General features: G+C 39.2%; 29 protein-coding genes, 1 tRNA gene and 1 pseudogene. 14 read left to right on the top strand and 17 right to left on the bottom strand.

Features of this window, described 5'->3' with window-relative positions; genetic code table 11:
- Positions 1 to 49 precede the first annotated feature (49 nt).
- Together A7P55_RS10415 and A7P55_RS10410 are read left to right on the top strand one after the other, a co-directional pair.
- Positions 50 to 217 carry a type II toxin-antitoxin system HicA family toxin gene (locus tag A7P55_RS10415; protein WP_171552046.1) on the top strand — a complete coding sequence of 56 codons (168 nt, stop codon included), beginning with the start codon at positions 50 to 52 and terminating at the stop codon, positions 215 to 217.
- A gap of 69 nt (positions 218 to 286) precedes the next feature.
- Positions 287 to 703 (top strand): type II toxin-antitoxin system HicB family antitoxin, encoded by a 417-nt coding sequence (locus A7P55_RS10410; RefSeq protein WP_171552045.1) that lies wholly within the window; start codon positions 287 to 289, stop codon positions 701 to 703.
- A 204-nt stretch (positions 704 to 907) separates the two neighbouring features.
- Here the strand turns inward: A7P55_RS10410 and A7P55_RS10405 are convergent, their stop codons facing one another.
- The 12 genes and pseudogenes from A7P55_RS10405 to A7P55_RS10350 form a co-directional block, all read right to left on the bottom strand.
- A complete protein-coding gene (locus A7P55_RS10405) occupies positions 908 to 1189 on the bottom strand; it encodes a hypothetical protein (RefSeq protein WP_171552044.1) in 282 nt (93 codons plus the stop codon).
- Positions 1190 to 1472: 283 nt separating this feature from the next.
- Positions 1473 to 2024 (bottom strand): hypothetical protein, encoded by a 552-nt coding sequence (locus A7P55_RS10400; protein WP_252727849.1) that lies wholly within the window; start codon positions 2022 to 2024, stop codon positions 1473 to 1475.
- A gap of 13 nt (positions 2025 to 2037) precedes the next feature.
- Positions 2038 to 2481 carry a hypothetical protein gene (locus A7P55_RS10395; protein WP_171552251.1) on the bottom strand — a complete coding sequence of 148 codons (444 nt, stop codon included), beginning with the start codon at positions 2479 to 2481 and terminating at the stop codon, positions 2038 to 2040.
- 447 nt (positions 2482 to 2928) lie between these two features.
- A pseudogene (locus tag A7P55_RS22585) lies at positions 2929 to 3150 on the bottom strand (hypothetical protein); the annotation flags it as partial.
- The gene (locus A7P55_RS10385) at positions 3147 to 3305 is read right to left on the bottom strand and encodes a hypothetical protein (RefSeq protein ID WP_171552042.1); all 159 of its coding nucleotides are present in this window, start codon (positions 3303 to 3305) and stop codon (positions 3147 to 3149) included. The gene A7P55_RS10385 and the pseudogene A7P55_RS22585, both read right to left, overlap by 4 nt.
- Before the next feature lie 88 nt (positions 3306 to 3393).
- Positions 3394 to 4791 (bottom strand): DnaB-like helicase C-terminal domain-containing protein, encoded by a 1398-nt coding sequence (locus tag A7P55_RS10380; protein WP_171552041.1) that lies wholly within the window; start codon positions 4789 to 4791, stop codon positions 3394 to 3396.
- Positions 4792 to 4793: 2 nt separating this feature from the next.
- A complete protein-coding gene (locus A7P55_RS10375) occupies positions 4794 to 5663 on the bottom strand; it encodes a DNA-binding protein (RefSeq protein WP_171552040.1) in 870 nt (289 codons plus the stop codon).
- 165 nt (positions 5664 to 5828) lie between these two features.
- The gene (locus tag A7P55_RS10370) at positions 5829 to 7268 is read right to left on the bottom strand and encodes a DNA cytosine methyltransferase (RefSeq protein WP_171552039.1); all 1440 of its coding nucleotides are present in this window, start codon (positions 7266 to 7268) and stop codon (positions 5829 to 5831) included.
- Complete coding sequence (locus A7P55_RS10365; protein ID WP_171552038.1) at positions 7265 to 7438, bottom strand: hypothetical protein; 174 nt, start codon at positions 7436 to 7438, stop codon at positions 7265 to 7267. The genes A7P55_RS10370 and A7P55_RS10365 overlap by 4 nt, the downstream gene beginning before the upstream one ends.
- Positions 7435 to 7923, bottom strand: coding sequence for a hypothetical protein (locus A7P55_RS10360; protein ID WP_171552037.1), 489 nt, complete (start codon positions 7921 to 7923; stop codon positions 7435 to 7437). Before A7P55_RS10360 ends, A7P55_RS10365 begins: the two co-directional genes overlap by 4 nt.
- A 48-nt stretch (positions 7924 to 7971) precedes the next feature.
- Positions 7972 to 8247: a hypothetical protein gene (locus A7P55_RS10355; RefSeq protein WP_171552036.1), complete on the bottom strand. Its 276-nt coding sequence runs from the start codon at positions 8245 to 8247 to the stop codon at positions 7972 to 7974.
- Positions 8244 to 8435 carry a transcriptional regulator gene (locus A7P55_RS10350; RefSeq protein ID WP_171552035.1) on the bottom strand — a complete coding sequence of 64 codons (192 nt, stop codon included), beginning with the start codon at positions 8433 to 8435 and terminating at the stop codon, positions 8244 to 8246. The genes A7P55_RS10355 and A7P55_RS10350 overlap by 4 nt, the downstream gene beginning before the upstream one ends.
- A 125-nt stretch (positions 8436 to 8560) precedes the next feature.
- Between A7P55_RS10350 and A7P55_RS10345 the strand changes: the two genes are divergently transcribed.
- From A7P55_RS10345 to A7P55_RS10295, 11 genes are all read left to right on the top strand, one after another.
- Positions 8561 to 9322, top strand: a complete 762-nt coding sequence (locus A7P55_RS10345) for a S24 family peptidase (protein WP_171552034.1) — start codon at positions 8561 to 8563, stop codon at positions 9320 to 9322.
- A 16-nt stretch (positions 9323 to 9338) separates the two neighbouring features.
- A complete protein-coding gene (locus A7P55_RS10340; protein ID WP_171552033.1) occupies positions 9339 to 9641 on the top strand; it encodes a hypothetical protein in 303 nt (100 codons plus the stop codon).
- A 79-nt stretch (positions 9642 to 9720) separates the two neighbouring features.
- Positions 9721 to 10752: a hypothetical protein gene (locus A7P55_RS10335; RefSeq protein WP_171552032.1), complete on the top strand. Its 1032-nt coding sequence runs from the start codon at positions 9721 to 9723 to the stop codon at positions 10750 to 10752.
- A gap of 206 nt (positions 10753 to 10958) precedes the next feature.
- Positions 10959 to 11384: a hypothetical protein gene (locus A7P55_RS10330; RefSeq protein ID WP_171552031.1), complete on the top strand. Its 426-nt coding sequence runs from the start codon at positions 10959 to 10961 to the stop codon at positions 11382 to 11384.
- 80 nt (positions 11385 to 11464) lie between these two features.
- On the top strand, positions 11465 to 11683 hold the full coding sequence (locus tag A7P55_RS10325; RefSeq protein WP_216078022.1) for a hypothetical protein: 219 nt from the start codon (positions 11465 to 11467) through the stop codon (positions 11681 to 11683).
- The gene (locus A7P55_RS10320) at positions 11673 to 11861 is read left to right on the top strand and encodes a hypothetical protein (protein ID WP_171552029.1); all 189 of its coding nucleotides are present in this window, start codon (positions 11673 to 11675) and stop codon (positions 11859 to 11861) included. The genes A7P55_RS10325 and A7P55_RS10320 overlap by 11 nt, the downstream gene beginning before the upstream one ends.
- A 14-nt stretch (positions 11862 to 11875) precedes the next feature.
- On the top strand, positions 11876 to 12469 hold the full coding sequence (locus A7P55_RS10315; protein ID WP_171552028.1) for a hypothetical protein: 594 nt from the start codon (positions 11876 to 11878) through the stop codon (positions 12467 to 12469).
- Between the two features lie 4 nt (positions 12470 to 12473).
- Positions 12474 to 14138, top strand: a complete 1665-nt coding sequence (locus tag A7P55_RS10310; protein ID WP_171552027.1) for a hypothetical protein — start codon at positions 12474 to 12476, stop codon at positions 14136 to 14138.
- Between the two features lie 7 nt (positions 14139 to 14145).
- Positions 14146 to 14367 carry a hypothetical protein gene (locus A7P55_RS10305; protein ID WP_171552026.1) on the top strand — a complete coding sequence of 74 codons (222 nt, stop codon included), beginning with the start codon at positions 14146 to 14148 and terminating at the stop codon, positions 14365 to 14367.
- Between the two features lies 1 nt (position 14368).
- Positions 14369 to 14653 (top strand): hypothetical protein, encoded by a 285-nt coding sequence (locus tag A7P55_RS10300; protein ID WP_171552025.1) that lies wholly within the window; start codon positions 14369 to 14371, stop codon positions 14651 to 14653.
- Between the two features lie 11 nt (positions 14654 to 14664).
- Positions 14665 to 15015 (top strand): hypothetical protein, encoded by a 351-nt coding sequence (locus tag A7P55_RS10295; protein WP_171552024.1) that lies wholly within the window; start codon positions 14665 to 14667, stop codon positions 15013 to 15015.
- A gap of 69 nt (positions 15016 to 15084) precedes the next feature.
- Here A7P55_RS10295 and A7P55_RS22800 read toward each other — a convergent pair whose 3' ends face one another.
- On the bottom strand, positions 15085 to 15207 hold the full coding sequence (locus tag A7P55_RS22800) for a hypothetical protein (protein ID WP_289847026.1): 123 nt from the start codon (positions 15205 to 15207) through the stop codon (positions 15085 to 15087).
- A gap of 105 nt (positions 15208 to 15312) precedes the next feature.
- Here A7P55_RS22800 and A7P55_RS10285 point away from each other — a divergent pair, with 105 nt between their 5' ends.
- Entirely contained in the window at positions 15313 to 16449 is a 1137-nt protein-coding gene (locus tag A7P55_RS10285; RefSeq protein WP_171552022.1) for a phage integrase Arm DNA-binding domain-containing protein, read from the top strand.
- A gap of 143 nt (positions 16450 to 16592) precedes the next feature.
- On the opposite strand, the gene A7P55_RS10280 is transcribed toward A7P55_RS10285, so the two are convergent.
- The 4 genes from A7P55_RS10280 to A7P55_RS10265 form a co-directional block, all read right to left on the bottom strand.
- A tRNA-Val gene (locus A7P55_RS10280) sits at positions 16593 to 16669 on the bottom strand.
- Between the two features lie 35 nt (positions 16670 to 16704).
- Complete coding sequence (locus tag A7P55_RS10275) at positions 16705 to 18690, bottom strand: DUF3488 and transglutaminase-like domain-containing protein (protein ID WP_171552021.1); 1986 nt, start codon at positions 18688 to 18690, stop codon at positions 16705 to 16707.
- Positions 18691 to 18692: 2 nt separating this feature from the next.
- On the bottom strand, positions 18693 to 19610 hold the full coding sequence (locus A7P55_RS10270; protein WP_171552020.1) for a DUF58 domain-containing protein: 918 nt from the start codon (positions 19608 to 19610) through the stop codon (positions 18693 to 18695).
- A gap of 13 nt (positions 19611 to 19623) precedes the next feature.
- Positions 19624 to 20583: a MoxR family ATPase gene (locus A7P55_RS10265; RefSeq protein ID WP_171552019.1), complete on the bottom strand. Its 960-nt coding sequence runs from the start codon at positions 20581 to 20583 to the stop codon at positions 19624 to 19626.
- Between the last annotated feature and the right edge of the window lie 12 nt (positions 20584 to 20595).

Raw genomic sequence — 20595 nt, 5'->3', positions numbered from 1 at the left:
TAAACAAAAATGTTTACTATGTGTCTATGTTCAACAGATAGAGGTAAAAGTGAAGTACGCCGATTTCATCAAAGAGTTAAAAGGATTAGGCGCTGAGTTTAAAGAAGGTGGTAAACACACGAAAGTTTATCTAAACGGCAAGCAAAGCGTTATCCCCCGTCACACTGAACTGAAAAAAGGGACAGAACGGGAAATTAGAAAGCAGTTAGGTATTTGAGGGTTCGCCCTCAAACCTTACCTTAACTCAATGATGAAAGTAGATTCACTATATTACAGAGGTTAAAGAATGTTCTATCCAGCTAATTTTATAAAGGAGCCTGATGGTAGTTATGTCGTAACATTCAGAGATATACCCGAAGCGATCACTCAAGGTGATACCTTGGAGGAAGCAAAGGATATGGCTCAAGATGCCCTTATAACTGCTATGGACTTTTATTTTGAAGATGAAAGGTCTATACCCTTACCTAGTAAGGGAGTAAAAGGCGAGGAACTGATTGAAGTTCCAATTAGTATTAGTTCTAAAGTTTATCTTTTAAACTTAATGCTTGAGAAAAAAGTAACTCAGGTTGAACTAGCTAAACTTCTACATAAACCAAAACAAGAGGTAACGCGTATAGTAAATCTTCACCACGCAACTAAAATTGATACAGTTGCTGAAGCATTAAAAGTTCTGGGTAAAACCCCACAGCTTGTTATAGCGTAATACAGAAACCCGCCTTTTCTTTGGCGGGTTTTTTTAATTGCTCTTGTCGATTTTAAGATTCTTCTTTGCTTCAATTGTGTCCATACTTCACCAATCTGACCATGGGTTTAAAATACGTGGTTTGTTCTTGTGGTATTTCCAGTACTTATAGTCTTGATACCAACCATAAAGTATTACCAGAAGAAGCAGGGCATAAATTGAATTTTATTTAACATCAAATAGTTTTTTTAAATAAGGCTGAATAAAAGAATCTAACAAACTTTGGTCATTATCCCAAAGGTAAAAGTTCAGTTTGTAGCCATTACAATCAAAACTTATTGGATGATAAAATGCTACTGGCTTTTCTGCCACAACCATCTCACTAACTGGAAGTTCAAAATAATCTCGATGATCAGTCTCACTCATTGGTGCGAACTCTAAGTTGTTGAATGGAACTTCTATTCCATCCATAAAACCACCAATACAAACAACAGATTTTTTTTGCATGACTTGCTATCCCAAGTGAATTGTTCTAATTACTTTATAGCTTTATTTTTTTGATTGCAACTTTGATTAAAACATAAGTATATGATTCTCAATAGTAAATTCTAGTAAATCATAAATTCTCAATAGCAAATGCTTACCTAGCTTATGATTCTTAAAACAATAAAAAAGCCCACCTTTCGATGAGCTTTAATGGCATGGTCTCGGTTTGAACCGCAATACGACCAGAATATAAAAACTATAGCTCAATTTACATTTAAACGAAATAGGTATCATGTAACTATTTTTATGCAAATTTCTTTAAGTTTTTGCGGTATTTTCCAATAGCCGTTTCCACTTCCCAACGTGCGCTGTAAATTGCAAGTTGCATATCCTTTTCATATTTAATCCATGACATGCGATATGCATCATAAGACATACGGTCCTCACCAATGCCTGCGAAATATAAACGCCCTTTTGCTGTGAAATTAGTTTCAAGCTTTTCATCAAGTGCAAACTCTAAAACCATTCTGGCAATTAACAATGATAAATCACGCAATGAAATGCTTTTAGGTTCACCCTTTCCATCAAGTTGAGCTTGGGAAAACATAATGTTAGCTAGATAATTTATTAAATGTTCATAAGCTTGCTTTTCTTTATGGCCCCACACATACAAAGCGGCCAAAGCTTTCGCATGCTGTGTGTCCATCATTGCATACGCACCGCAACGATCCTCCCATGTTACTGGTTCAAGATTCGTGTCTTGAGTGCACATTTCAAAATTGGCAGTCTTGGCACGCATCTGCATACCTAGCCATTCGATATTAGAGAGTTGATTCTTTTTTAAATCTTTGTTCATTGAACTTCCCATCTCAAATCCCCCATACCAGCATTGCAGCATCACGTTGTTCCTGATTAGACGGCTTCATCCAACCCGTTATGCGATTAAAATCTTTTGAGTTGAGCTTTGATCTGGTCGGCTTAATTAACTGCACTGGAATACCCATACTCTCAATTAGCTGTACGATCAATTTCCCTGTTGCGTGATTCTCCCCAACCTTTTTAGCAATATTCTCCCCGACTGCCTTTTTTTGATTTGGCTGATAATGAAAGTTTGCTTTTTGATTAAGCCAGCCCGCTTCCACTACTGCCTTTTTAATTACTGGTTGCTTCCCCTCAAGGAAGTCTTTTAGTTCAATAAAAGTAAAGTTATTAAGACTCAATGCATCTGCCCATCTGACAGCTACGCCTGATTTTTCTAAATCTGGATCAATCCCGATAATGATTTGATCCGATTTATAATTAGCGTGATAAATACGATTGCCTTGTTCATCTTGACCAAAACCACAAAACAAACATGCAACGTCATAACCGTGTGAACATTTAACTAAAACTTTATTTTTCATTCTTATTCACCCTAATCGATTTAATTTTTCAGTTTCAGCTAGATGCTTATTAATCACTTTCCCTGTAATAATCACATCACATGGAAAGCACATAAAAGGTGTACCATCATGCAGTCGCCCAAACACTCGACCATCTTCATATTTATCGACCACACCTTGTCCCTTAAAATAAGTTCCAGAATGTTGGGTGCTTGATTCACTAATAAAATCCACTTCTACAAAGACACCCTCAGTAATAAATGTTTCTTCCCAGTCCTGAATGTTTGATTTAAGGCGCTTTACTACAAAATCATTCTCAGCAGTAATCGACTTTTCTGCCGTATATACAGCATGTTTTAACAACTCCCTAGCCTCTGCAATGCCACCCAACGTATCAATACGGCGTAATGACCACACCACACGTTTTAGCTCTGCCATATCTACAAAATATTTTTCACGATCCTCAGCACTGATAGTGACGCTCTGACCACAAGTAAATTCATACCCTTCATTCCACTGGGTCGCACTTGCAGGGGCACTATCAATAATATTTACGGCGTAAGCCAATCCTTTTGCTGCTATTAAAGTTGCTGCTTTCATTGTTTTGGCTCCTCTAGGTCAGCATCATTTTGTTGATTTAATTCTTCTTCTCTCAAAATCACTATGCACTCTGTGCAAATCCAACTCCCAGAAGGTGGATCAATTTTTAAATCGTCATACTCACCGCAGTAATCACAATCGCCTAACATACTCATGCTCCACACCCTCTCACTGCTACACAAAAAATTAGAATGAAAATGAACAACAGAACCTTGTTCACTGTCTTAGACACATCGTGTTGAATCATGCTGCACCATCCATACTTTCAAGGCTTGCCAACTGGTGGCTCGCAACATTAGAGAAACGGCTATATTCAAGCTCAGAACAAAGGAAGGTATTACCAACGGCGCCATCACGGACCTTTGCCGCATTCACCTCAAGTAATCCAAGGAATTTGGATTTATCCTTGTTGTAATATTCGTCTCGGTATAAAAACAAGATAATGTCAGCATCTTGCTCTAGAGCACCCGATCCGCGTAGGTCTGATAAATTTGGGCGTTTGTTAGGACGTTTTTCAACATCACGGCTTAACTGAGACAATGCAAATACTGGACAATCAAATTCCATTGCAATGCCTTTCAAACCATTTGAGACATGCGTAAGGCGATCATTTTCGGATACGCTTGCAGGTAAATTGGGTGTTTTGATTAATTGAAGGTAATCAACAAAGATTGCTCCGATTGATCCATGTAACTTTTTGGTCTGACGTGCGTGACGGCGAATATCAAAAAGTGTCACATCACCATCGTGCATTTCGATAGGGGCTTTTTGCAGGATCATTGTTGCTTGTTGCATACCTTGCCAATCCTCTGGACGAATATCAGCAGATTGCAATCGACTTAATTCAACATTACCCATTGAAGCTACAAAACGACGAGCAATTTTTATTTTCTTCATCTCGCAAGATTCAAACAGAACAGGCTTGGCAAGATTGGTTGAGATGTGCGCTGCAATATTTTGAGCAAACGCCGTTTTACCCATCGATGGACGTGCAGCGATAATAATTAAATCACCTGGTGCAACTTCATTTAATTTTGAATCCAATCCTATAAAACCAGTGGTAACACCACGGACCTTGTAAGTACCCGCCAATTTCTCCTCTTGCATTCTTGCAACTTCTTCAAAAACACTAATTGCTGAATGCACAATATGTTCAACACTATCTGCCTCATTACCAGTACCAATATCACCGAGTAAACTTGTTGCTTTAGCAATCGCATCATCTGCTGATCCGTTGCTTAGATCATTTGCTAAAGACTTAGTTTTTTCTGCTGCATCCCGTAGATCACGGCGTGCCTGCAGGTCCTGCAAAAGGTTCAAGTACGCGGTGAAATGACCAAGGTGTGTACGTGGTGCGTTTCCGATCATGTCGATGATATAACGCTCATTGACTCCAAAGGCATCGCCACCAAGTGTCTGCAAACTGCCGATGATTGTTACGTCATCAACGGGCTTACCTGACTCATGCAATTTTTTAATCGCTTTAAAAACCACTTGATGTGTTTTCAGAGTAAATAACGATTCTGTCATGTGACCGAGTTGCTCTAAACAATCTCGGTAAGTCATCAACGCCACCAAAACACTAACTTCACAGTTGTGGTTTTTTAATCGGTCATCTAATAAATTTTCAACTGCACCCATGATTACACCAATCCTTTTCCAAATTGAACGCGCTCAGGCTGAAAGCGTGTAGGTTGATTTTCTTGAGCTGCTTGCTCTGTTGTTTGTGTTGGTGAAAAAAGTTGATCAAGCTCAGCATTGGTTTCTTGCCAACTCCAATCAGCTTTGAAAGATTCCCAGCCACGAACTACACAAATTTCTAATGCACGGCAAACAGGCAGTGATGCTTTTTCAGCTTGTTTCTCGATAAGCTTCATGACGAGTTCAGAAATTGGTTTTTTCTTTTTTGTTCTCAGGTCAATAAAATCTTTGGCAACTTGCTCAGTCACCCCAATACTCAACAAATATTTTTTTGCTGAAAAATTTACAGGTGAGCCACTAGTATTATTCTCTTGTGTACTCTCTTGTGTATTCTCTGTATTAGATTGGCGGATTCCGCCATCACTGTATGGCGGATTTGTGCATCTAGGTTTGGCGGTATCGTGCAAACTAGTTTGGCGGATTTGTGCATTCAAGTTTGGCGGATTTGTGCACTGATTTTCCTCTGAAACTTGGTGCAAATTCATCAAAGCTTGATACAGATTTTCCTTTTCAACGCGAAAATGTAATCGCCCAGGAACACCTTTTAATTCTTCCTGAATGAACTTAAGACGTACTAAGTTTTTACGGGCAGTTTCTTGCTCACGGCGCGTCATGCCCGTTTCTTCTTCCCACTCGGTACTGGTCTTATAAAACCACCCGCTGTTGCTCGTATATTTGGACCAGTAGACCATTTGAGACAACATCAAAGCACCTGTGATGCCACATCCCAGTGAGACGTAATGGCGATTGAACGCAATCGGCCGTTCGTTCATTGCATCGATCAATCTGATCAAACTAATATCAGCTTGCATGGTGTGCTCCCCAGTTTGTCTTAAAATTTCTAAAGTGCTGCTGTTCAGGACATCTTGCGGGGTCGAAATTCAATTGGTCAGAGTTTTTGGATAAAATCTGATTTTGATTGACCAAATTATGATCACTTAAACTTAAGATTTTTAAATGGCAGTTTTTATTGATAGTCATGCAGCCTCCAATAAATAGGTACGGAGACGCTTGCCGATCCAATGCATAACATGGACGGCCATAGAGTTGCCTAGTGTCTTATAACGCTTACCCACTGCCACTTTGGGAACTTGTGTGTAATTGTCGGGAAAGCCTTGTAAACGCTCGCATTCAACTTCTGTAAGATAACGGGCTAATGAGAAAACATACGGCGGAACATATTGAAAAACTGCTTGCTGTATTGGTCCACCTTGTTTTCCACCACAGCGCAGTGTTGGTGCAATATCATCGCCAAGGTCACGCAAGGCATCATTTTTTGTACCGCAATAAACAACTGCATTTTTTGTAGTTGATGTTAGTGTGTAACTTAACTCTGCTTTGCACCCCAATCCCTCTGGACCTGATTTCTCAGTACGATTTATAAGAGTCCCTTGAATACCGTATGAAGTGATTAAATAACCTCGGTCTTGTCTAGCCAATAATGTGGGGTATAGACCTTTTGAAATTGCAGCGTTTGCGGTCATTGCCCCCACACCAATACATTCAACTACCATTTGAGGCTGCTTATAATCTGTAGCGGTTAAAGTTGGAGCTTGCTCATTAGTACAAGGAATCCCAAGTGATCGAGGAACAACACCGATCGCATGTTTGATGTAATAATCACCGCAAAAAGCTTCCTGGTTACCCAACCATTTCTTTTCACCGTGTGATGCTAGTAAGGGTGAAAGGTAGGTTTTTCCGCTAACAGTCTCGCTTGCTCTTGTAGTGTGTGCTGCACGATCGGCGGCAACACTTTGCCTCTTGCTGCTGCCCTGCGTAGAATCCCCAAGCAAGCTTTTTCGCTCAAAAAGTATTTCTCCGATACTTTCTGCTCGAGCACTTGCGACAACAAACACACGCTTGCGTCGTTGGGCGAGTCCGAAAAATTGAGCATCAAGGACTCTCCAATAGACTTGTCGAGATGGTCCAAGCACACAACCAGCGTTTGGCCATTTTCTCCCTGACGACTGCAATTCACACCCCGAACCTGCGAGGTCTCCCAAAAAGCAGCCGAAAGCATTGTCTTTGGGGCTGAGCACACCGGGTACGTTTTCCCAGACTGCAATACATGGCTCTTTGCCTTGTAGAGATCGGGTATCATCAATTGCATCTAATAACCTCACATATTCAAGTGTTAATTGTCCTCTCTCATCATCCAGTGATAATCTTTTCCCTGCTACAGAATAAGCTTGGCAAGGAGTTCCACCCACCAATACATCTGGCGCTTCCACTTCTCCACGGCGAACTTTATCTCGAATAAGAGTCATGTCCCCTAAATTTGGAATATCTGGATAGTGGTGACCTAAAATCAAGCTTGGTGCTTCTTCAATTTCAGCAAACCATGCAGGTTCAAAGCCAAGGCTATGCCAAGCCACTGTTGCTGCTTCAATACCAGAACATACAGAACCATATCTCATGCTTCACCAACCAACGGCATACGCGCATTTAAAAAGTTTCTATCTACCAAGCCAACATATGGACACCATTTCTTAAAATGCATATTCCAATGTGCCCAAAAGTTTTTTTCACACTTCCAAAATGTGCCGTCACTTTCAATATGAGTTGTTCCAATAGGGAAAGTCGTCATGTAACCTCCTGCTGTGCCTTATGTGCACTCACAAGATGATTAATGACATCGGTCATATAAGACTTGTTTAGAACGTCACGAAATGAGGGATTTGCAGGACCAAAATTCTGGACCTTACATAATGGGCTGATATGGTTGCCAATATCATTGACATGGCCCATATCTAAAATGGCTAATTCCTCAGGTGAATATGGTTGACACCATTCAACCTGTTTAGAAATGGAAAAAACTACTGGTGCAGGTAAACGGCGTTTAGCAATTTCCTCTGCTGTAGTGGCATGTCTAAGGTGAGACTCATGCACACGCCTAAAAGCTGTGGTGTTACTTGTACATTTTTTAATACAAATCTCATCATTAAGCATTCCAAATGCTGTATAGCCATATACGAAATAAAGAGCGTCATCATCGAATTTATTAAATACAACGAAATCCCCAACGGCGAAATCGTCATTGTTATTAGTGTCTTGATTTGTTAAATTTGCCATGTTCTAAATCTCTCCAGATAGACGAACTTAAAAGCCTGATCCGTACAATCAGGCTTTTTTATTGCCTTGAACAACTTGGAGCGGATATTTGACCGACTGATCCCCGTTACTCCCGTCATCGACCACCAATGCCCGCATTCGCTCATTTCTTCTGATACGCTCAAGCCCTAAACTCACGATGTGCCACTCACCAACGATGGCTTTTTCAAAGAGGATTGCAGCTTGTCTACTCATATCCATACCGTAATAGGCGGAAATATCACGAAGTTTGTCCATAATTTCAGGATCGTGCTTCGTCCGAAGATCTTCTTTTTCAAGGCTCATAGGGTTTCTCTTTGTTCGTATAGTTTTTGTAGCTTTAAGCCTCGGCTATATGTCACTTCATTGAGTTCTTTACTTAAAATTTTTGAAATAGAACTTTGCGGAATGCTAGTTAGTTCTGAAATTTCAACTTGAGTGAGCTTTTGTGTTAACGCTTGCAACATTTCTCGAATAGTTGGGATTTCTGCCATTTGTTGATCCTCCATTTATTTTAATTATTATTCACTTATGAATACATGTCAATTCATTAGTGAATTATTTATCTATTTATATTCAATTGTGAATAATATATGTGTGTCGATTAGAGGTTATCCGTATGTTTTTAAAATCAAACATTGACTATCTGCTGGAAAAGCACAATACAAATCCAAATGAGTTGAGCGAAAAACACGGTATTCCTCAATCCACAATTTTTAGGATTCAGAATGGTCTTACAGAAAACCCTCGTCAAAGTACACTTCGCGCTATATCAGAATGGTCTGGCGTAGATGTTGGCGATTTACTAACAAAAGATTTGAGATTATTAGAATCCAGCCCTAAAGAAGCGAAGCCAGCATTCAATAAATTAGATATCGAAGCATTTAAAAAACAGCACAATATTTTAGATGGCGATGATGCGGTTCTGTTTTCCAAGATTATTGAAAAACCGTTCGTTGTATCTAAGCGCTGGGTTCCTGTGAAGGCTTATAGCAAAATGGGGATGGATGGGTACTTTACCGACATGGGTTATGACGGTAATGCAGGAGATGGATATATACCCACTCATGCGGCGGGTGAGAATGCATACGGTATTAAAGGTACTGGTGATTCAATGTTTCCAGCTATCAGAAATGGCTGGTATGTCGTGTGTGATCCTGACGCTGAGTTGGTACCCACCGAATTCGTTCAGGTCTGCTTAAAAGATGGTCGCTGTACAATTAAAGAGTTTATCGGCATTCATAATGATGTGTTAAGCCTTATCGCTGTTAATGGCGGTGAGAGACTCACATTTGATATGGATGATGTTGATAGCATCACAGCGATTACAGACATTGTTCCACCTAGTCAACACAAGCCAGAGCACCCAAATAGCTACTAATTAAAGAGCAAAAATCATGATCGCAACACTAAATAAAACCAAAACCGCTTTATCTATTAATAAACAAGAATTTAAAGCAGCATTAGGAAAAATAGGTGAAGGTATTGATAAACAGATAACATCACTTAAAAAAGCCAAGCAAAGCTATGATGCTGCGGAAATATCACGAGAAGTCATCAATGAAGCCAATATTTTTGAGGCTATCATTGAAGGATTTAATGAAGCTGAAGGTATAAATCTAAAACTTGCAGATATAAGCAATCTAGAGCAGGCGCAAGGCTGGATAGATGAATTTTTAGAAATGTATACAAAGGTATAAACAGACCATCAATTTTGGCGTGATGAGTAATAAACTGTGAACCCGACACAGAAATTACAACGGTTCGGGAGGGGGTGAAATGAGTAGCACGGCAATACAGAATGAGATTATTATTTCCAATGAATTAGAGGCTGTTAATTTACTGGAAAAAATATTAAATAATCAAATAGATACAGCTCATATAAATTTAAAAGTTGAAAAATTCACTTTATTCAACATGCATGTTTCTGGTGAGCAATTCCATCAAACAATTACTACGTCTGTAATGAAAGGTTTTTTAGAAATGCAATCTGCTATCTATAAATCTTACTCACTTATTAGATATAATGACGAAGTACCCAACAAACTAACTCAGTTTGATCGTGAGGATTTGGAACTTGAGGTCAAAGTGATTGATGGAACCTCAGGTTTTGAAGTTGATTGGGATAAGTTACTAAATAATTTAATTGATAAGACGTTTGGTAGAATGGAAGGTAAACATATTTTAGTTGCTGTCCTCTCCGCTATTATTTTATATGCGGGGCATAGTTTCTATCAAACTTATATTTCTAGCCAAACAGAAATTAGAAAACTTGAGTTGGAACAAAAAGCCAAGGAGCAAGAAAGCAAAGAGCGGCTAGAAACAATCAAGACCCTCCAAGAACCAAGCAATAAAGCTTTAGAAATTTTAGAAAAAGCTGTGCTTGAAGAGCCTAAAGTTAAGACAATGCAAAATGATGCAAGAAAAGTAACTGAGAGTATGGTTAAAAGTGTTAGAAATGCAGATAACATTGAGTTCCAGCATGCTGTCTCATTTTCAGGCGCAGCTGCAAAAGAGATTACATCTTCAAATAGATCAAAATGGGAAGCTATTCGTATAGATGGGTTTTATCAAATTATCCATGTAGATTCATCTAATGCTGCGAATCGTAAAATCAAGATTAAAAATATTGAAACTGGTCAAGAGTTAACAGCCGTATTAGAGAATGACTCTTTAGATCAGAAAAATCTTAATTTAATTAAAAATGCTGAATGGGGTTATTCTAATATTTACTTAAAAATTAGAGCACTAACCTTAAATGGTAATTTCAAAAATGCAGAGATAGTTGGTGCTGCAAAACTTGAAGCTTAAAGTATAATCTAACTTACAACCCACCCCTGCGGTGGGTTTTCTTTTGTCTATTAAAAAAATAATTCATATTTGAATAATTAACTATTGCATTATTTAATTCACTAGTGAATAATTAACCATAAACAACAAAAAGCCCCTTCTCACTTCCGACGGCGAACAGGGGCTTTTCACAACAACAGATGCAAAGCATCTTATGAGGTCCCATTATGGAACAAACTACAATTCTCAGCAATCCCGCTGTTCGCTTTGGTGCAGGCGCAATAGGCGTTTGGGTATTAATGTCACTATTAATTGCAGCTATCTTTGCTGCAATCTGGCACAACATCAATGCCCCATTACAAAACCTTCCTCCTACTAAAGAAGAAAGATATTCATTTCAAAATGAGTTCTTTGTTTCAGCTGGTGCCATTCATAAAAATAGTGGTGAAGCACTGGTAAAACTCGAAGGCTTCAACATCCCGGTTAAATTTGATTTTGAAACAGATCCTAAAATTGAAATCACCAATTTAGAGATCGGCCAAATCACAACTGTATATGGAAAGGATTTTAACGACTTCACAAATTGGGAAGATCACAAGGCTATCAATGCAGCTCTAGTTGCCTACATTAAAAAGAATGGGGTGATCCAATGAGCTGCAATTGCAAAACAACTTTTACTGAAAAGTTCCTAGAACAAGTAAAAGCTCAGTACCCAACATCTACTGATCACTCCGTGGAAATTGAAAATTATGCATTTGTTTTTAATAAACACGACAACGGCATGACACTTAAAGGTTATTTGCCTGTGGCAATCCATCACAAGATCATTGTTAAAAAAACTGGACTACCAAAGATCAAAAAAGAAAAGACCTCACTGCTATTTTCATACTGCCCGTTTTGCGGTGTGGATTTAAGAGAGCCTGAGCATAAGGAGAATAACAATGAATCTTAAGCTCCAATTGGAAAACATTGATGAGGTCCAAGCTAAAGCCCTTGCTCAGCTTATAAAGCGTATTGGTTGGTCCGATATTCGTTTGAATGCTGCAGATGATGGAGAAGCATTCCAAATGACAACCGCCGTTACCAAACTTCAAGATGCCTTAGCCCGTCAAGGCTATACCCCTCAATAAATAAGGAAAATAATATGGGAACTAGACATTTAATCTGCGTTGTTGCGAAAACTGAATACAAAGTTGCTCAGTATGGCCAATGGGATGGTTATCCATCTGGTCAAGGTAGCGATATTCTAGAATTTTTAAATTCAAAACTAGATAAAGAATTATTTTTATCAAAGCTTAGTCAAACTTTCGAACCTACCGATGATCAAATTACCCAATGGTATAAAGATGCAGGTAATACTCGCACTGATGGGATGGTGGATTATGACGTTGCTAAAAACTTTTCTAGCATGTTCCCTTCCCTATCCCGTGATACTGGGAGTGATATTCTAAATATCATTCAAAAATCAGAACAGCCTTTACCACTACGTCTTTTTAAAGAGTTCGCTGCAGATTCACTTTTCTGCGAATGGGCTTATGTTATAGATTTCGACAGAAATACGTTTGAAATTTACAGGGGTTACAACAAAGAGCCACTTGATGAAAATGAGCGGTTTTATGACCTGCCAATAGAGCAAGGTAGCGAGTACCAACCTGTTAAGCATCTACATACATTTTATTTGAATTCCTTGCCTACGATTGAGGAGTTTTTTTCAATTTTAGAACCAGATGAGGAGTAATAAAATGCATACATTACTTTCAGTACAACTTGCTTTTGAAGCAAAACAAGCGGGCAAAAATGTAGTTTGTCGTCATATTGATGCAGACGAGTTCCAAAGCTTAAGAGATGTATCGGCAAATACATGGTTTGACCCTGATTTTGTTTTTGCTTTGCAGATCGACACTATCACTTTAGGTGGGTATGAATTTACTCGGCCATACAGCTTGGACGAACTCACCCTTAATGATGATGTTTATTATGTGGGTGCCAGTGGAACAATTTTGAAGGGTAAATTTAATCCTGAAAATGAAATGCTGGTATCCGCCGTTAAAAATGGTTCAGTGCAACGTGATGAGGAAAATGCTGTTTATCAATTAAACGCTTTCCGCTCTCTTTTAAATGTTGAGGCTGAATTACCACAAATTATTGACTACGATTTTTTTGTTGTGGACGGCGAACCTAAAAAGCGAGGTGGTGGACGCAAGAAGAAAGAGTCTAAGCCTGAAACATCTGACCCTGATACAAAAGATTCTCAAAAATCTCCCTCATCTATTGATGATGACTCAGAGGGAATTGATCTTACAGACCCAGCTGTCAAAAAATATACCGATGCTATTGCAGCTGCTCGCAATAATGCTGAATTGGTTCAAGTCGAAGACAGCATTATTGATGACAAACACAAATATGCACATGAAGAAATCAAGCTGTTTAGAGAGCTAATCAATCAAAAGCGTCAAGTTTTTAAAAAAATTAAAGCTGAAACCGAATTGAACGCTTTCAAAGATAATTTCTATGACGCCAGTACAGTTGGAGATTTGGATGCACTGGCAATTAAGATTGAAAGTCTTGGAGATAAACATCCTGACTTAGATGAGGATTATTATGTTTTGTTAGTTGATATTGCATCAAAGCGCGAAGCATTGAATCAATTGTCTTTAATTGACCAGACCGAGACTAGCTCAGCCCCATCACCAGTGGATGCAGAAATTATTGAATCAGCTGCTGATACTCCAACCGTTGCATCTATCCGTGAAGCTTCTGAGCAAGCTAAGGGTGAATACATGCTAAGCCTAACGGAAGCACAAGAGGCAAAGGCTGTTAATCGACTTAAAGAATCAATTGATAAAGATCGTAGATTAATCTTTACACATAAAAGCCATTTAGATGCATATGTGGAAATAAGACTTCAAGATATTGAGAAAAAGGAATCGGAAGCTTTGCAGATTGGAAAGCCTGATCACCATGAAGTTATTGCGGACAAGATCCACAATGCACTAAATCTTGTTGAATTAGGACAAATTGAAAACACCCTAACAGAGTCAGATAAAAGCCATCATTTTTTAAACTTAGCTAAGGCTAGAGACTTATTAACTGCATATGAAAACTGTTTGAATAATTTAATTAAACTGGTTCAAGAGGCAATAACAATTGATGAGGCGAATGAACCAGCATCTAAAACACTAGGGTGGTCCGATGCACAAAGACTTCCACTTTTAACGGCGATTAGTAAGCGATTGGTAGAGCTCGATGTATCCCTTCTAACCCAAATACGCACAGCACCAAGTAACGCAATACTCAGCTGCTTATTAAGCGAAGTGAAAGCAATGGGCACTGGTACTTATGCACACAACTGTATGGAAGCATACAGGGAAAGAAAAGCTGCACTTACCCCTACATCACCAGCATAGGTGAACAATGAGAAAACCTAAATATATTGAACCGTGGGTGTCGGATGCTTTCTTAATTTGGCTTGGATTCATTGGATACCGAATTGTCCCAAAAGGTATGCATTCTGAGCTTTTACCTAAATATAAGAGTAAAAGCCTACCGCGTGGCGGGTGCATTCACCATAACGGTCAAATGAATAAAGTAGCAAAAACCTTATTTGCCGAATTTAAAGAACATGTAGAGGCTTAAAATGAGTGAAGTTATTGGTGATGTAATCCTTCCATCGTTGAAAATTGAAGGGACCGCACAAGAAGTGGCTGTAAAAATATTTGAAAATATTGTTTCCCCAAACACCGAAATGTTATTTAAAAACGATCCACAAGCTGCAGCTGTATTTGCTTATCAGATCATGGGACTTGCTGTATCTCAATATGCAGATTTAGTCAGCACCAAACATTTCAAAAAACACATGGATATTGTCACGCACAACTTAGTGCAAATCCTAAAAAAAGAACGTGGCGAATTGAGCAACTGAGGTAATTAAAAATGTCTTTTTCTAAAGCTATCAATGATGTTCTTGCTGAGCGCGAGCGTCAAGTTAATGTTAAGGGCTACTCGACTGATCTTGATGATCTGTATGAGCAGAATCAATTACCACGCGCTGCTTCTGGCTATGTTGATCATGTAGTGGGTCGAAGTTGGGTTTTTAATGATTATGGCCCAGAAGCATACCAAGACGATGATGTACCAGAATTTTGGCCTTGGGCAAATGATTGTTGGAATCCTAAAAACCCAAGAGCGGATATTGTTAGAGCTGCTGCTTTATTAATTGCAGAAATTGAACGCTTAGATCGTAAAGAAGCAAAAGCGGATGCGGCTTCCAAAGCCCAAACTTAATTAATTTTATCCCTGCGATTGGAGGATATATGTCTAGCAATATTAAACGCATTAAACTCGCAATCTTCGCTAAAAAGTATTGGATCGATGAAGATTCACGCCCATGTCGTAAAACGTTGGTAAGCCATATTGAGCGAGGATGGTTAAGCGGGAAAAAGATCGGGAACCACTGGTATGTTGAATGTACAACATGGGGCGCACCTCTATTTTACAATAGTGAAACACCGAGGATTGCACTGCAATCACCTCCAGTCACAGGGAACTCTATAGCCGATAGAATTTTAGCTGAGATTTAACATGACACCACGACCAAGGGGAAAAGGGAGTTTAGACCTCCCTCCCCATGTTGAAACAGATAAAAAGGCCAATGGTACTACTTACTTCCGTTATGTTCTGCCAAATGGACAACGCAAATCACTTGGTAAAGATCGTAACGAAGCCATCATTGCTGCCATGGCTTTGAATGCAGCACTTAAAAGACACCCTGATATTGTCTCAAAAATACTGGAAGTAAATCGCAAAGTAGAAAACAACATTCCAACTTTTGAGAATGGCCTAAAAGAATTTCTCGACCTTCGATTGACCGAGAAAACTTATGCTGTATCAACAATGGAAATTATTAACGCTAATTGCGATAAGTACATTGAAAAATGGGGTGACCTCAGTTGCACTGAAATGACTTTAAATATGTTAGCCACTTATTTAAAAGAGCAAACACCATACCAAGCTGAAAAACATCGGTCTCTGTTGATCGATATTTTTAAATACTTTGTTGCCAATGGCTGGGCAACTGAAAACATTGCTGAAAAAACACTTAAACCAATTCGGCCAAAAAAAATACGTCAGCGTTTAAGTAATGAAATGCTGTCACAGATTTATGCAGTTTGCCCAGATTGGTTAAAGCTTGCTATTGATTTGGCTTTGCATTCTATACAGCGACGTGGCGATTTGGTGATGCTTTTGCGTACGGCGGTAAATGTAAAAGAAAACACTTTTACAGTGCTTCAGCATAAATCCCTGAATTATGACAAGCCGATTTATATTGAAGTAGATATGCACCCAGAGTTGGCTGAAACAGTCGTTAAATGTATTGCTAATTCATTTCGTTTGAATTGCCCCCATTTAATAGCAACCCGACCTGAACGTATAACCGAACATAACCGGATTGCTAAACCACACCCTTATGCTGTAACTGAGGACCACTTAACAAAACAGTTTCAAAAGTACCGTGATTTGTCTGGTGCATGTGACCATCTAGAACCAAGACAAAGGCCATCATTTCATGATCTACGCGCACTCGGTATTTATAATATTACTGAGAAGTATGGCAAACCTTATGCCCAAGCATTGGCAGGTCATGCAACTGAAAAAATGACTGATCACTACTTGCAAGGCCATGAAGAACCGAAGCCTCAAAGGGTTAGTTTCCGCTAGTTTTTAAATTCTAAACTTGATTAATTTTCGTACTTATCCACATTAGAGCGTGAATGAGTTCCCCGAAAATACCCCTAAATAGCCACTAAAAGAAAAACCCACCAATTGAGGTGGGTTGTAAATCGCTGATAAAGCGTAAATTTTGGTAGGTATATCCAGACTCGAACTGGAGACCTCTACGATGTCAACGTAGCGCTCTAACCAACTGAGCTATACACCTAGAATGAGAAGCATCATATTCATTTTTTATCAGCTTCACAAGTTTTTTTGTGACTGTTTCAGTGCGATCGCACAGTCTTTAAGCAAGCGCTTAAAATCTTGAGTATTTGCGCTATCCTGCTGCTCTAAAAAAACAATTTGTTGATATAACACAATCGTTTGTTCAAATACCTGTTTGTTTTCAGCCTGACTCGCTAAACGCTGCATCCATGCCTGAAAAGTTTCTGCTGGTTGCTTTTGTAGATTTTTGGGCAATCTCTTTTGAAATCTGAATATAGCTTTTTGATAACTCTGTTGCTGCCTTGTCTGTTTCCACCAATAAATCCCCACATAGACCATCAGAATAGCGAATACACCAACAATCAAAACAATCGCATATGCATAACTTGAATCAAGACCTAATCGAGACAACCAGTTTTTCTGTTTTTCTGCATCATAACCGACGACCTTGCTTTGCCATTGATAACTTAAATAATCACTCAAAATCCGCATATTTTTTAGAAACTTAAATTGTTGCAAACGCCAGGCTTTACTTTCATCTCCCCATACAGTTTGATCTTGTGCCAGATAATCCTGCATGCCAGTATCAATCCGTTGCGGTGCAATCATGGCTGTTGGATCAATTCTTTTCCATTTTCCATCAAGATAAACCTCACTCCAAGCGTGTGCATCAAGTTGTCGAACCTCCCAACTTTGCCCATCAGGTGCCGGTTGACCGCCTTGATAGCCAGTCACTACGCGTGCTGGAATACCTGCGTAACGCATTAACATGACAAAACTAGACGCATAATGCTCACAAAAACCTTTGCGACTAGAAAACAAGAATTGATCTATACGATCACCACCTAAAGTCCCAGGCGTCAATGTATATACAAAGCCATTCTTTCGGTACCATGACAGCACAGATTGTAAATATTGTTCAGGTTGCTTCTGACTTTTTTCAAAAAGCTGATGCGCCAATTGCTGCGCTTTAAGATCCCGCCCCCCATCAAAATTAAGATTTAACTCAAGTTGTCGCGGCGACAAGGAAACTTTTTCAGCCGATGTCCTTCCGAGCCAATACATTTGTATAGGTACATTACGCTTGATCAGCTTAGATGGGCGAATACTATTATCTTGATACAACTGCAAATAACGTTCTTGTGGAATCGAATATTCCAAACCCATAATCCAATTGGCTTGCTCATCTGCTGCTAAATATTGATAAGGCACGCTTCTTGGAGTTGACCGTACATTTTTAATTTGCTGATTAAAAAAACTGCTGGTCCATGTGGTTCCATCATATTGATCTAAAACCAAAGCTCTCCAATACAATTCTGGTCTGCTTGGAAACTGCGACATATCCGCCACAACCCGAAAGGCCAAAGCCGAAGATTGCGATAATTGTGCAATATCCCCAGGTGACATGCGATCACTAATCCCAGTCGTGGCTTGATTACTCTGAATTGGAACAGCCCACAGTGGCGGTAAGCGTGGAAAGAAGATAAATAAGATCAGAAAGAAAGGAACTGCAATGCCAACAAATTTAAAAATTTGTTTAATATCATGTTTAAATTGATTGGATGATAATTTCGTTTGATTAAATAATCCTGTCTGTATTCGATACAAACCCAATAAACACATCACAAATGCTGCAAGAACAATCAAAGCCATCCAAAACGCTTGGCTATGTAATAACAGGCTCGCACTAACAAACAAGGCAAAATTAAAGGTGATTAATAAATCACGGGTGTTTTTAGCTTCTAAACATTTGGCAAATAAACAGGTACTCAAAAAAGCGACGCCCGCTTCAACCCCAAGGATGGTTTGATAATTGATATAAACAATACTCAAGGACAAGAGAATAAAGATCACCAAAAACCATTTAGGAAAAGGCAGCCAGCTTTGTTTACGATATCTCCGAACCAATAACAGCCAAACCACCGCCCATAATCCCGTTAAAGCAGCAGGTGCAAAAGCGGTTTGCCCAAGTAATACCAAAGCCAAGACAGCTAAAACACAGAAATAGATTTGTTTGGTCATGATTATGCCTGCGCTAATAAAAGTTTTGCCTTAATCAACTGAGATTGTCCCTGCCCGCTTTCCAAGCGTGCATGCGGCAAAATAAGTGCATAATCATCACCTAACTGTTCACATTGCTCGACCAAACCCATCATAAAGCTTAGTTTATCCTCGTGGCTTTGAGCTGGAATTTGCTGATAATCAATTTCCAGATGCTGGTGATTGGCCTGAGCTTCAAACATTTTGATCAGAAATCCCTGTCCACGTGCGACCTGTTTCCATGCCACATTTTGATAAGAATCACCGTGTTGAAAGCCACGTAACTCTTTAAATTCATCTAAGCTATCTTGGGCAGAAGTCGGCTTGTTTTTATGTTCTTTCTGCCAGTCATAGCCCTTTGGGGCCACCCAGACTTTATGTTTTGGATATAAATAAGTCCATGCGCGGACTAATCCCAATGGATAAGTAGAATAAATTTTAACGGCACCAAATTCATATAACCCTCGCTTTTCTCCTACAAAAGGTAATTCAAAGCTGTGTTGAGTCTGGTCTAGATAAACTCGTTGTTCTTGAGTCTGCCACTGGATTCTCAGATAACGCGCAGAATTAATAGGTTGTTTAAATAATAGCTTTAAAATGATTGCTTGATCGACTTGTCCGACTTCAGGTATCACAACATCAATTTGTAAATCATGTAATTGCTTAAAGGTCAGATAAAAACTAATACAAAGAATGGCACTAATTAAAAAGCAAAATCCTAAAATCAGATTATTTGCATAGTTAATTCCAGCTATAAAGGTAATCAGAATTAGAACTAAATATAAAAAACCTTGTTTATAGATAAAAACCAAAACGTCCTTTTGTCGCAGAGTTTTACTGTGATCCATTTGGAAACGTTTTGCGATCCATTGATTGACCTGTTGTTTAAGTCCAGTTTGCATGGTCTGTACTCACCTACAATGCATCAACGGACTGCAACAATTGTTTTACCTCCACCTCACCCAAACTTAAACGATGCGCAACCACAGCCACAAATACCGTTTGTACATCATCCGTGGTCACGAAACTACGCCCTTCAACCAACGCATAAGCTTGTGCTGCGGATTTCAGTGCTAACACCCCACGTGTAGACAGGCCATGGCGTTGCTTACGTGTTTCAGCAGCTAAGTCTAAAATATAATTGAGTACGGCGTCACTGAGGAAAATCTGTTTTGCTAATTTTCGTAAATGTAAAATATCAGCTTGGTTAAACACTGCATCTAATTGATGAATCAGGACTTGGCGTGAGCTTTGTTGTAGGAGTAACTTTTCTGCTTGACGAGATGGATACCCTAATGACAATCGCATCAAAAAGCGGTCTAGTTGAGACTCTGGCAATGCATAAGTCCCACTTTGGAAGAGAGGGTTTTGCGTTGCCAACACCCAAAAAGGTTGTGGTAATTCATAATGAACACCATCTACGGTAACAGCCCCTTCTTCCATCGCTTCCAGCAAAGCACTTTGAGTTTTGGGACTACAGCGGTTAATTTCATCTGCGAGTAGGATTTGAGTAAAAACAGGGCCTTGCTTAAATTCAAAGACATGTTCTTTCTGATTAAAAATATTGATGCCAATCACATCACTGGCCAACATATCATTAGTGAATTGAATTCGTTGAAAATGGAGTCCAGCCAAACGCGCCAAGGCACTGGCTAAGGTTGTTTTACCTAATCCTGGTAAATCTTCAAACAATACATGACCACCTGCCAGCAAACAGGTCAGCGCCAGTTTAGTTTGTTGAGGTTTATCTAAAATGAGCTGATTGACTTCAATTAAAAATTGCTCAATCTTTTGACCAAAGCTTTTAATCTCTTGTTCTAATGCTTGGTTTTGTCTTTTCTTGTCTTGAACTGAAGCCTGATCCGTGCCCCACATAATTTTATCCCC

The organism is Acinetobacter sp. Ac_5812 (genome assembly GCF_013072695.1).
Classification (GTDB): domain Bacteria; phylum Pseudomonadota; class Gammaproteobacteria; order Pseudomonadales; family Moraxellaceae; genus Acinetobacter.
The sequence above is the reverse complement of the archived record's forward strand: the minus strand, read 5'-3'. Positions and strand labels throughout refer to the sequence as shown.